The 12,799-nt window shown below is 63.5% G+C and carries 9 protein-coding genes; 3 read left to right on the top strand and 6 right to left on the bottom strand.

The window, feature by feature from the left end; genetic code table 11:
• Window positions 1-261: 261 nt before the first annotated feature.
• Complete coding sequence (locus D618_RS18415) at window positions 262-1,182, top strand: cobalamin B12-binding domain-containing protein (protein WP_081590524.1); 921 nt, start codon at window positions 262-264, stop codon at window positions 1,180-1,182.
• Here the strand turns inward: D618_RS18415 and D618_RS0113530 are convergent.
• From D618_RS0113530 to D618_RS19110, 5 genes are all read right to left on the bottom strand, one after another.
• On the bottom strand, window positions 1,167-2,459 hold the full coding sequence (locus D618_RS0113530; RefSeq protein ID WP_152414735.1) for a glycoside hydrolase family 130 protein: 1,293 nt from the start codon (window positions 2,457-2,459) through the stop codon (window positions 1,167-1,169). The genes D618_RS18415 and D618_RS0113530 overlap by 16 nt on opposite strands.
• Window positions 2,456-4,732 carry a glycosyltransferase family 4 protein gene (locus D618_RS0113535; protein WP_017672067.1) on the bottom strand — a complete coding sequence of 759 codons (2,277 nt, stop codon included), beginning with the start codon at window positions 4,730-4,732 and terminating at the stop codon, window positions 2,456-2,458. Before D618_RS0113535 ends, D618_RS0113530 begins: the two co-directional genes overlap by 4 nt.
• A 186-nt stretch (window positions 4,733-4,918) precedes the next feature.
• The gene (locus D618_RS0113540) at window positions 4,919-6,271 is read right to left on the bottom strand and encodes an oligosaccharide flippase family protein (RefSeq protein WP_017672068.1); all 1,353 of its coding nucleotides are present in this window, start codon (window positions 6,269-6,271) and stop codon (window positions 4,919-4,921) included.
• A complete protein-coding gene (locus tag D618_RS18420) occupies window positions 6,268-7,419 on the bottom strand; it encodes a hypothetical protein (RefSeq protein WP_040370792.1) in 1,152 nt (383 codons plus the stop codon). Before D618_RS18420 ends, D618_RS0113540 begins: the two co-directional genes overlap by 4 nt.
• Before the next feature lie 68 nt (window positions 7,420-7,487).
• Entirely contained in the window at window positions 7,488-8,957 is a 1,470-nt protein-coding gene (locus D618_RS19110) for an HAD-IB family hydrolase (RefSeq protein WP_017672070.1), read from the bottom strand.
• A 354-nt stretch (window positions 8,958-9,311) separates the two neighbouring features.
• Between D618_RS19110 and D618_RS0113560 the strand changes: the two genes are divergently transcribed.
• Window positions 9,312-9,779, top strand: a complete 468-nt coding sequence (locus D618_RS0113560) for a DUF2269 family protein (RefSeq protein WP_017672071.1) — start codon at window positions 9,312-9,314, stop codon at window positions 9,777-9,779.
• A 53-nt stretch (window positions 9,780-9,832) separates the two neighbouring features.
• On the opposite strand, the gene D618_RS0113565 is transcribed toward D618_RS0113560, so the two are convergent.
• On the bottom strand, window positions 9,833-11,335 hold the full coding sequence (locus tag D618_RS0113565) for a porin (protein ID WP_017672072.1): 1,503 nt from the start codon (window positions 11,333-11,335) through the stop codon (window positions 9,833-9,835).
• Between the two features lie 571 nt (window positions 11,336-11,906).
• Between D618_RS0113565 and D618_RS0113570 the strand changes: the two genes are divergently transcribed.
• On the top strand, window positions 11,907-12,799 hold an 893-nt coding region (locus D618_RS0113570; RefSeq protein WP_017672073.1), incomplete at its 3' end, for a methyl-accepting chemotaxis protein.

The following is a 12,799-nucleotide window of genomic DNA, read 5'->3' on the forward strand; positions in this document are numbered from 1 at the left end:
AAGGCGGCAAGGCCACCGGTTTGAGCCATTTTGCCCAACAGGGTCACCGCATGTTGTGCCGGTGGCGCGCGGTGCCTGCCGACCGTGGAAGGGCCGTCTGGCAAGATGGGGCGCGCCGGCCCATGGAGCTGCAGGGCGAGGCGATACGCGATCACCGAGGTGCAGCAGCATCAATTTAACCCATAAATCCTCGACAGCATCTGCACTTTATGCTGTCTACGCGCCACGGACTGCAAGGCACAAAAGAAACAGGAGACACCCATGGGACGAGCCGCGTCAGCAGCCATCCCCGTGATCGACCGGCGCAGCCTGCGCCAACTGGAAGCCCATTTCATCGCTCCCGAAATCTACCAGCGCAAAGACCTTGCCATTCGCCAGGGCAAGCTGGCTCAACTCATATCGAACAGGGTCATTCCCCAGTTGTTACGTCTGCACACCGAACTCGTACCTGACGCGCCGCCCATTGATGTGCTGGTCAAGACCCTCGCACCGGGTCGCGACGACATTTCAGGGCTTGCGGATATCATCCTGGGCACCGACCTGGAAGCGGCGGTCAGCTATGTCATGGTCCTGCGCGAACGCGGCCTCTCGATGGACACGCTGTTCATCGAACTTCTGGAGCCCACCGCGCGCCATCTGGGGGAGATGTGGGATCACGATGAATGCGATTTCGTCGATGTCACCCTGGGTGTGTCCCGGCTGCAGAAGCTGCTCGCCGTGTTCAACAATTCGCACACCCAGCCCGCCCTCGACAGCCGCCGCCATGTCCTTATGGCCATGACCCCTGGCGATCAGCACTTTTTCGGCGTGACGATGGTCGAACGGTTCTTGCTGGCATCGGGCTGGAAAGTGCGGACCGAAACATCGGGTACGGCGGAAGAGATTGCAGCACTCGCGAAGGACACCTGGTTTGCGGTTGCCGGGCTGACGGCAGGGTCCAAACAGACACTCGACAGCCTGAGGAGCACGATCGGGCTGATCCGGCAGCAGTCAGCCAACCCGCAGATCGGCATCATGGTTGGCGGGCCGCTGTTCACCGCCAATCCTGCGATGGCAGCGCAAGTGGGTGCTGATGCGACCGCTCCCAATGCGCCTGCAGCCGTGCTGGTGGCACAGAAGCTGTATGATGTAGCCACTGCCGAGTGCAGCAATGACCGCGCCGCTGCTCAGCTCACGGGATAGTCCATCGCAGCCAGCACGTCGGCGATGGCCACGAAGGCAAAACACACCGAACTGTCGGCCACGCCATAGGGGAGGAAAATGTCTTCCCCCACCCTGATCGCGCCGCAGGTGTAGACGACATTGGGCACATAGCCTTCGCGGTCCTCGTCTGCGGCTGACAGAATGGGGTTGCTGGTCCGTGCCAAAACGATAGACGGGTTCTGCTTGTCGAGCAGCATCGCGCCCACGGCATATTTGCGCATGGCGCCCACGCCGTGGGTCAGCACCAGCCAGCCCTCGTCCAATTCGATCGGCGCGCCGCAATTGCCGATCTGCACCAGCTCCCAGGGGTAGCGCGGTTCGAGCAGCAGCTCGCCGCCCTCCCAATGGTCGATCGTGTCAGATCGCAACAGGTACAGGTTCTTGCCATCCTGCCGCCCGATCATGCAGAACTGGCCGTCGATCTTGCGCGAAAACAGCGCCATGCCCTTGTTGCGCCCCGCACCACCCTTGATCGGCGTCAGGGTGAAATCCTTGAAATCATCGGTCTGCAGCAGCTCAGAACGGATATCGCGACCGCTATAGGCGGTATAGGTGCCGATCCATTCACGGCTGCCATCTTCGCCTTCGAATTCCACCAGCCGCAGATCTTCAAGACCGTTGCGTTGCGCCTCGGTGATCGGAAAGATGACCGTGCCGGAGAGGCTGCTGTCACTCTGACGATGCAAGGTGACGGTGTCGTCGGTCACAGGGTTGACCGCCGACCCTGCCATTGCCGCCGTGGCAAAGGTCGGTTGCGGCGTCAGGTACATCTCGCGGCTGGCGGTGATGACCCCTTCGCGAAAGGCGATGGTGGAGATATGCCCCTCGCCCACCGCGCGCAGCGAAAGCAGGATGCGAATGCTTCCAGGCTCCAGCCCGCTCTGGTCGGGGTGACGCACCACGCTGGGGTTCATCACGGCGGCGGCGGCATAGCTGTATTCGTGGCAGAAATACGCGCCGATCAGCAACTGGGTCTCGCGACGCAGCGGCGTGGTCAATCCTAGGCACGGCTCGATCTCGTCGAACCGGTCCTGGAAGACGCGCTCGATCTGCCGGTGGCGGTCCGCAAAATCGCGCAGCACCACCGCCAGTTCTGCCCGAACCGTCCGCGGGTCCAACGCAATGATCTCACGCGCGAGCCTTTGCACGCGCTCCAGGTCGGGCCCGGAGGCCTGCCAGGCGAGATGGAAGGGCCGCACGACGACACGCGTCGGGTCGGCATGCAACCTCAGTTCATGCTGGGCAATGCGGGTCACCAGCGACGCACCCCCACCTTGGCCATCAGGGCCTGGAGCGCATAAAAGGAATGCTGATAGGCCAGCACCGATTCTGCGCCCTCATTCAGATTGGGTCCGCGCGGGTTGATGCCGTCCATGCTCGTGCCCGTCAGCGGATCGCCGATGATCACGCTGCGGTCATTGTGCCCGTCGAACCAATCATACGCGCGGCGCGCGTGGATCAGCCAATGGGGGTCGCGGGTGACATCCCAGGCTGCGGCCACCGCATCGATCGTCGCCCAGATTTCCACCGGCTGCTGGTCGAAGACCTTGGGCCGGGCATAGCTCTGGCCAAAGCTGTTGGAGCCTACCGGGCGGAAATGGCCCTGCGGCGCGGTCTGCACGCCCATCATCCATTCCAGGGTTTCCAGGCCACAGGCGATCATCGCGTCGTTGCCCAGATGGACGCCGGCGCGCAGCATGGCTTCGGACAGGCGGCAATTGTCATACGCCAGCACATCTTCAAACCAGTTCCACCCCGGCCGGGCGACCGCTGCATGCAGCGCCTGCAGACGCTCGGCTCCCTGCTGCACGATGGCATCGGCCAGCACATGCTTGGGCTGTGCCTGGGCAAGGCTGGCTGCACCCAGCATCGCAAAGGCGATCGCGCGCGGCGACTGAAATCCCAGCGCCGATTCAGCGGTATTGGCAAACAGTTCGCATGCCCAGCGGCGCATTCCTGCATCGCGTGCGTGGCGGGCCGTGATGCCGATGGCCCACAGGGTACGACCGCAGCTGTCCTCTGACCCGACCGCCTCCAGCCAGTTGCGTTCAAACCCCATGAAGTTGCGGAACTCGCGCCTGTCAGGATTCCACGCATGCTGGACGAACGATGCGAACACCGTGGTCAGATGCCCGCATTCGCGCAACACCGCGCCATCCAGCCGGTGCATCAGCATCAGCGCGCGCGCATTGTCATCGACGCAATAGCCGTGCCGCCGGTCGGGAATGCCGTGGATGCTGTGCTGTAGAATCCCGGTGCTGTCGCACATCCGCATCAGCCCCCGGATGCCGATCCGCTCCGGCGCGCTATCCTTGGCCGCAACGACACGGGTCGCCTCGATCAGGTCCAGTGTCTGCCGGGCAAAACGCGGCCAGATCATGTCCCGCCCACGGCCGTAGGCTTGCTGCTGCAGACCGTGGAGACACTCAGGATCTGCCAGCAGCTGGCTGATTTCGCTGGCCATCGCGTCGCTGTCACCAAAGGGAACCAGACGGCCATGGCCATCCGCCAGCAGCTCGGCAGCATGGGCATAAGGGGTCGACACGATCGCCTTGCCCAGCGCCATGGCATAGGACAGCGTTCCCGACGTCGATTGCTGCGCACCGATATAGGGCGTGACGAACACATCCGCTGCCTCGATCAGGTCGAGCAGCTCAGGCGTATCCAGAAACGCGTCGATCCAGTGGATATGGCCCTCGACGCCATGCGCGCGAGCGAGCGCCTGCAGGCTTTCGCGATAGGCCTCGCCTTCATGCGCGACCAGATTGGGATGGGTCGCCCCGGCAATGCAATACAGCGCATCGGGATTGCGCGACACGATCTGCGGCAGCGCCTGGATCATGACCTCTATGCCCTTGCCCTGCGACAAAAGGCCGAACGTGAGGATCACCTTCTTGCCCGAGAAGCCGAAGCGGTCCTTGAACTGGGCAGACCGGCCGAACGGGCGATCGGGTACGCCGTGGCCGATCAGGGCGATCTGCGCCTCGTCTGCGCCATAGGCTTCCATCAGCAGCGAGCGCGACAAATCGGACATCACGACCAGCTTGCTGGCCCGCGCAATCAGCCTGTTCATCACCCGCAGCTGATCCGGATCGGGCTGGGCCAGAACCGTATGCAGCGTGATGATGACGGGCGCGCCCGCATTATCGAGCAGGTCGAGGATCATGTCACCGGCAGGACCGCCGAAAAGGCCAAATTCATGCTGCAGCCAGATGACATCGGCCCCGCTCGCCTCGATCTGCTGCGCCGCCGCCAGGAACGCTTCGGGTTCGCTGTCGGATATCGTGCTGCACACCTGTGCGTCGAACTGATCGGTCGCCCCGGCCGGCGCCATCGCATAGACATCGATCGCCATCTCGGGGGCCAGCATGCGCAATGCGGCATGCATATCGGTCGTGAACGTGGCGATACCGCAGCGCCGGGGAAGAAATCCGCCAATCAGCGCCAGCCTGCCGCACTGGTCCAGCTCTGGCTGTTCAGAGCTTTCATGGCTGTCATCGGCAACGAGCGCGGGGAAAATCTCGTACATCTTGGGCGTCCTTCCGGAATGATGCGACAGAACGATCAGGGCAAGTGGTGACGGCGTGGCATGACGACGCGGGACAGGACTGCTCCCAAGGCACGGTCATAAGGGTTACACCGCACTGCGGCATTCGTTCCGGTGTTCCGACGATGGGAATTTGGTGCGGCAGCAGCCCCGCTTGATGGGTGGCTGCTAGCCTAGCGGCAGGGCATCCGCCCTGGCTCTGTCGGTCGCCGTCATGCGCAGGCACAGGATGACCAGCGCGCACAGCGCGATCGTCGATTCAAACACCGCGAAATAGCCCGATCCGATCAGGCCGAACTTGTGGAGCGCCAGCGGCAGCAGCGGCAGGGCAATGACGCTGGAGACAATATTCGCGCTCATCGACCATCCGGCATATCCCAGCGCAATCAGGGCGGAACTGAGCTGCGGCGCCGCCAGCATGATCAGGCGCCCTGCGAGCAGCCAGATTGCCAGCGCTGCAGCACCGGCAAAGGCCTCGCCGCCCAGCAGCACGACGATCTCGCGCGAGAACATCGCGATCAGCACGACAAACGGCAACGCGGCCAGCATCGATACGCCGATGCTGCCGAACAGCGCCCGGCGCAGCGGGGCCCCTCGCCCGCCGCTGGCAATGAGGTGCGCAAATTCGGTATAGGCCGCCTGCGCCAGCACCTGCGCCGGCTGCGCGATGATCACCGTGGCGCGCTGGGCGATCGAAAACAGCCCCGCCGCCGTCGGCCCCAGCATCCAGCCCACCGCCAGCAGCGCGATGCGCGGCGACAGCTCGGCAAAGGTGGTGTCGGCATTGGCGAAGATCATGAACCGGAATAGCCCGGGGTTTTCGGCGCGAATGCCGGGTGCGTCGGGGCTGTTGGCCTGGAACAGGCGGGCGTCCGGATCGTGCCTTCGCGCCACCCACCAGCCCATGATCCACATCGAGACGGACTCGGCGATCGATGACACCAGCCAGACGACGATGAAGCCCGTCAGCCCAAAGCCGAGCGCGGTCACGATGATCGCGCCGATCAGGCGGCACGCAGGCATGACTGCGTGGTGCAGACCCAGCAGCTTGAACTCCCGCAACAGCTGCAGATAGCCCGCAGGCGTTGTCCGCACCGTCATCAGGATCGCCACGCTATAGGGCACGACATAATGCTGCGCATCGCCGGTGATCCCCAGCCGCGGTGCGATCACCGGTGCCAGCACCATGCCCACCGCGACCGCGAGCAGGCCTGCCCCAAGCTCCAGCAGCGCGGTAAAGCGCATCAGCCGCCAGAGCCGCGCGCGGTCGCCTTCGGCCAGCGCCGGGGCGCCATAGCGAACGATGGCATGCCAGCCGGGGAAGCTGATGATGCCCCCCACCGCCAGCGCGTAACCGTGCACCAGAATAAGGATGCCGTAGTCGGTAGGGCCCAGCACCCGCGCGGCGATGATCAGATAAGCCAGGCTGAAGATGCCCGCGATGGCCTTGCCGCCCAGCAGAAAGCTCAAGTTGGCGTAGATCCGCCCGATCACGCCGCGGGGGCGTGCCTCGCCCGTCATGCGTACAGGGCCGTGATGGCACGTGCGGCACGCACGCCGGAAGGTTCGCCCGTCAGATCGAAGGTATAGGCGAACAGCTGCTCCTGCACCGGGCGGTACGTGGCATCATGGCTGGCGATGGCATGATCGATCCGGGCATCGAGGTCATCCACCGAGCCGAGCACCGGGCCTGCCTGCCAGTGCGCGTAATTGCGGTCGCCGGCATAGTCGACATGGTGCGCGTTCAGGAACAGGCAGGGCCGGGGCTCGCGCAGGAATTCGTACACCTGGCTGCTGACATCGCCCAGATAGACGTCGGCAGCGCGGGTATAGGTCATGTCGGTGAGCGCGCGGCTGCTGGTATCGACATGGATATTAGGGGCCGCCAGCCAGCGCGGATCGACTGTGCCGGGCCGGTCGATCCGCAGCCGGTCGATCGTCACCACAAACCGCCGGTGGAACAGCATGATATGCGGGGCGAAGATGAGGTTGTAGCGATCGCTGGCGACAAAATGCTCCATCACCGCCCGGCCCATGGTGTACCAGGACGAAAGGTGCGGCGACAGATGCGGGTTGTAGAGCACCGTCGGCCGACTATTGGCCTGCATTGGCAGCACCGGCCGCTGCGTGCCCGCAGTGTCGAACTTGGCATAGCCGGTGATCGTGATGTTCGCAGGGTCGACCCCGGCCTCGGCCACGAGCCGGTCGCGGATTTTCGGCCCTGCTGCCAGGATATGGTCGAACTGCGCCGCCGATGCGCCAAAGCCGATGGCGCGGTCTCCCGCACCATGATCTGCCAGCACCATCTTGAGGTCGTGCAATCCGTAGCGCTGCTTGAGCAGCAGCGACGTCCTCTCGGTCACCACCAGCACATCCAGGCTTCGAAAGAGCTCCAGATTGTCGCGATAGATCACCAGCTTGCGCGCCGGGACAATCTCTCCCAGCACCCGCTCGACCAGGCGCGAGCTGGCGCGCCGGACATCGAGACGGACCAGCTTGAGCTTCGCCAGCCCTTCAGGCCCCGCCAGTCGCCCGATTTCCGCAACAATGGCATCGCTGCTGGCGGCCACCAGCACGTCATGGCCCAGATCGGCCATGGCCAGCGCAATCGGCAGGCTATGGGCGATCTGGTGAATCTGATCGTGATTGCAAAGAAAGCCTATTCGCACGGTACCCACGCCATCACCGACAGGTGTCCCGCCTGCCGCACGAAGTGCGCGTTAGCCGTGAAGCGTGCTCAGGTCCAGTGCAGCACCGGCCAGCGTCGCTGCTGCGCCAGCGCCTTGAGCTTGGGCGAAGGGTTGACCGCGACCGGCTCGTTCGACCATTCGAACATCGGCTTGTCTGAGACATGGTCGGAAAAGAACCGGACATGGATGTCCGCGCGGGCAAGGCCCTGGCTTTCCAGATAGCTTTCCACCATCTCGCGCTTGGCCTCGCCATAGCAATTGTCGCCATCGATCGCCGAGGTCAGCGCGTCGCCATCCCAGGTCGACCGGGTGCAGACCAGTTCGTCGATCCCCAGCCGCCGGGCGAGCGCCTCGACATAGAACGCATTGGCGGCGGTCGCCATGATCACCCGCCGCCCCTCGGCGCGCTCGGCGGCGATCCGCGCCCTGCCTTCAGCGATGAAACCGCTCCGATCCAGCCGGTCAGCGAATTTTTCCGCCAGTGCTTCGACACGGGCCCGCGGCACCGACGTACCGATGACTAGCGCATGTTCGATTTCCTTGAGCCTGCGCCGACTGACGAACTTGGCCAGATAGGCCAGCATCGCGGCCATGACGACCGGTGCCAGCAGCAGCCGCCAGCGCGCATGATGCCACGCGATGAACACCAGCAGCGCCGTATAGGTGGGCTGGTGGGTCAATGTGCGGTCAAGATCGAACACCGATATCGTGACGGGATCAGGCGCGATGCGATCTGCCGCTGCGTCCGCATCGCTGTCGCGCGCCTGCAAGATGGCACCCACCTGCCAATAGTCTGTCCATTTGTCGACATCGATCCCGGCGTCGGCATCATTCATCGAGACCAGCTGCGCGGTCAGACCCAGTCGCTGGCCCGCCATCGCGATACCTTCCGGGCCGGTAACCCGGCGGGTGATCGCGAGAATCGCCAGCCTGGGGCCGAACCGCAGGAACAGGCGCAGCGCCTTCTTCCTGTCCTGCTCGGCCGCTGCCCAGAGCTGCAGGGCATTGCGGGTGACCGGGCTGGTCAGCGCGAACAGGTTTGCGCCAGTATAGCCATCGTCGCGAAACTTGAGCCAGGTCCGCAGCGAGCCCGGATAGCGCGCCAGCATCGTTGTGCGCGCCACCATGCCGACCGAAAGATCATGGCCCGACGCCTGACCCAGAAAATCATCCACCATCCTGGTGGTCAGCAACGGATGGTCGGCGGTGGTGACCATGATCGGCCAGGGAAGCATCTCCTGCCCCGCCAGCGCCATGATGTTGCGCGAGATACCCGATTGGCCCAGCGTCACGGTCACGCGCGGATCGGCAGCGAAATGCGTGAGTGCGGGATCGCCCAGGATCGCATCATCCTGCGCGATGACAACGACACGCCCGACATGATCGGACTGCAACAGCGCATCGAGCACCCAGGCGATCATCGGCCTGCCATGGATCGGGATCAGCGCCTTTGCGACGCGCCGAAACCCGCGCGCCAGCGGATCTGTGCCCGGGCGCTGGCCTGCAAGCAGCGCCACGGACCAAAGCTGCCTTGGCCCGGAGGTCGTATCGTTGCTATTCACTCGAATTAACCTCGGAACAATAAAGCCAGCTGGATTTGGCCGACGCTACTCTACAGGCTGCCATTCCGCCCGCAGTGCGGCGCGATACCATTCCGGCAAGCGTTTGCAAACCGCCCCCCGGCGCGATGCAACCATCGTGCGCCGCGCCGCCCGGAGCATCGGGATGCGATTGCTCCCGAACCAGGCCAGGCAACGCCGGGGCCGTGCCACGTTTGCCGGGACCTTCAAAAAAAAGCGCAGACAAACCCGTTTGCCTGACGCTACCACTGCAGACGACATGCCCGAACATTCCTGCACCCGGACACCTCGATGACAGCTTTTGCGGTTTACAAATTTGCCCATATCCTCGGGATCATCCTGCTGGTGGGGAATATCACGGTGACAGCGGTGTGGAAGGTCTTTGCCGACCGGACCCGCGACGCGTCGATCGTCGCCTTTGGCCAGCGGATGGTGACCGGAACGGACTTTGGCCTGACGGTGCCGGGGATCGTGCTGACGATCGTCGGCGGATACGGCGCGATGTTCGAGGCGCGCTATGATTTCCCCGGCCCTGCCTGGTTGCTCTGGAGCCAGGTGAGCTTCATCGCCGCCGGGGTGATCTGGCTGGGCTTGCTGATCCCCATTCAGGTGAAACAGGCGCGTATGGCGCGCGAATTCGCAGGCGGGGAGATTTCTGCCGAGTATCGGCAACTGGCGCGGCGGTGGCTTGTCTGGGGTCTGGTCGCAACGGTCCCGCTGGTTTCAGCGCTGTATTTCATGATCGACAAGCCCGGCTGAGCCGCCCGGATATCGCGCCGTTGCCTCAACGCCAGCTTCAGTAATTCCACACCTCAGTAATTCCACTGCGCCTGCACCCGCAGCAGCTCGCCTTCTGCCTGACCGAAGCGACGTTCGTCGGCCTCGCGCCGCGAGGCCCAGCCATAGGTGAAGGTCAGCTCCAGCGCCGGTGTCGGCAGGAATTCCAACCCCAGTTCCAGCTCCTCGGTTTCCAGTCGCGGGGCGTTGATCGCAGCCTTGAAGCCACCGCGATAATATTGCCAGCGGGCGAAGGGATAGAAAGGTCCGAGCGGCGATTGCCGCACCCGCGCCATCGCCTGGACATAACCGCCGCGCAACGGGCGCTCCTCGATCTGGCGGGTGACCGGGTTGAATTCCGGCCCCGTCCCCCAGTTCCATTCGGCCTGCAGCCCGATGGGTTGCGGATAGAGGATGGCATGCAGCCCGACGCGGTTGTCCTTGTAGCTGACCGGACTGAGCCCGCCGCTGCGCAGTTCCGGGCTGATGCGATTGCGCATGATCGACCCGCCAAGCTCCAGCACCTGACCATCGAGGCCGAGCCCATCCAGCTCGAATGGCCAGGTCGCCAGCCCCACGGTCATCACATTGCCGCCGGTTTCAGTGCGGTTGAGCCCTTGCCCGTTGAACACACCCACACCGAATGCGCCGTAGTTGCCGAACAGCTTCTGGCCGTCTGCTGACAGGCGACCCCAGATTTTCTGGACCTTGGCCGGCGTGTAATAGGCGATCACGCCAAGGTCGCGCTCTCCCGGTGCCGCACTGTTGATGCCGTCGGTACGATCGAGCGCCAACCGGTTGGACGAGGACTGCATGTTCTCCCAGCCATACGGGACCTTGGATTGGCCCAGACGGATGCGGAAGCTCTTGTCACCGGTGGGAAAGACGTCGGCATACATATCGCGCAGCTGCGCAAAGCCCTCGCGCCGCTCACCGGCTGACTGGTTGGAGACGCCGACCGCGAAATCGGGCTGAAAATAGAGCGACAGATAGTCGTTGACGTCGCCTTGCAGCACCAGCCGTACCCGCCGCAGACTGAACGTGCCGTCATCGCGCACATCGCCATCGCCGATCGTCCGCAAGCGCGAGACGCCTGCAGGCGCGGTCGCATCGCCCGAAACAATCTGGTTCATCCGCATCTGGGTGTAGCCGCGCAGGCTCAGTCTGTCATACCATGGCGTGCCGTTGCGCGGGGCCGCAGATGCCTGCTGAACCGGTGCTTGGGAGGCGATCTGGGGTGGCTGGACCACCACGGGGGCGGGTGTCGTTGCAGGCGGCGGTGCCTGCTGTGCCAGGGCAGACGGGGCGCCTGCCTGCAGCGCGGAGGGAGCAGCCGATGCGCTCTGCGCAGCTTGCAGGTCCTTGACCATCGCCTTGAGTTCATCGATCTGCCGCTGCAGATCGGCAATCGTCTGGGCCTGGTCGGCCTGCGTCGGCTCGGCCGACAACACGGATTGTGCATCCGCTGGTGCCGCAGCACCCGCGACAAGTGCAGCTGCGAGGATATTGGGGGAGAGAACCCCCATGACAATCGACATGAAAAAGTGCGCCTGTGGACGGGCCCAGCCAGTACGGACGGGTCACGCCGCGCGTCTATGACGGTTTCGTGTCACTTGTATGACATTCGCACCGGTTTTATCTGACCCTATTATGACGCCCCGCGCACAAGACCGCTGCGGCGATCATGTGTCCCGGTGCTGAAGAAAGCGATTCGGCGCGTCCATTGACCGAATTCGCTGCCCCCAGACAGTGTAAAATGTCTGGAAGTGCGTCGGCGAAGAAAAAAATGTCCAAAAGATTTGACACTGGCTCGGTCAAAACAATGGCAGGCGAACAACCTGGAAAAACGCTACTGCCAGCGCGGATTTTGATGATGAATCCAAAAAGCAAATCTTTGAAAAATCGTGCAGATTGCATTTGCGCCGCAACGAGGTGCCGCCGATGGCAAAGCTCCGTTCCGGGGCCTCCCTTCGCGCCCCCTTAATGCGATTTTTGGCTCAAACGTGTCACTTTGTGCAGGGTTCTGCTCTCACGCATTAACCCTCGATTATCACTTTGCACCCAAAGCCTGTCAGGCCAGCTGGACACCTCCAGCCATGAGGGGGCATCATGATCAAAGACTTTTACGCGCATTACCCTATCCGCAAAAAATTCGACCTCATTCTGGTCGTCCTTCTGGCACTGACTGCCATTCCCGTGGTCATCGGGATGGTCAACCTGATGAATGACACCGGTGGATCCGTGGCGCAGGTTGTCACGAAACTGGGGGTCATGGCAGCCGTGACCGCTTTCATGCTGTATGCCAAAAAGGCCATCTGCGATCCCTATGTCAGCACCGTCGTGCGCATGGAGGGGCTGGCCGCTGGCGACCTGGCCAGTCCGATCCTCTACCAGGATCACAAGGACTGCGTGGGCCGGATGAGCAGGTCGATGCTGGTCTTCAAGGATAACGCAACCGAACGCGTCCGGTCGGACGCCGTGTTGCACGCCGTGGTGTCAGAACTCACCACCGGCCTTCAGCACATGAAGAACGGCAACCTGACCTACTCGATTGATGCAGCCTTCGACGCCGAATATGATTCATTGCGCCGGGATTTCAACGCCACCCTGACCCAGTTTTGCGAATTGCTGTCGCAGACATCGACAGTGGCAAACCATGTCCTGACCGGGGCATCGGAAATCCGCTCGGCATCGGGCGACCTGGCGCAGCGGACCGAGCAGCAGGCGGCCAGCCTGGAAGAAAGCGCCGCAGCGATGCGCGAAGTCACCTCGATGGTACAGCAGACCGCGCAGAACGCGTCCGAAGTCGGCAAGCAGGTCGAAGAGGCGCATACCGCCGCCACCACCGGAGGCGACGTGGTGCGCCGCGCCGTGGGAGCGATGGACGCCATCCAGAAATCATCCGGCCAGATCACCAACATCATCGATGTCATCGACGGCATCGCCTTCCAGACCAACCTGCTGGCGCTGAATGCCGGGGTCGAGGCCGCACGCGCCGGCGA

Origin of the sequence: Blastomonas sp. AAP53 (genome assembly GCF_000331245.1) — a bacterium.
In the GTDB taxonomy this organism is placed as follows: domain Bacteria; phylum Pseudomonadota; class Alphaproteobacteria; order Sphingomonadales; family Sphingomonadaceae; genus Blastomonas.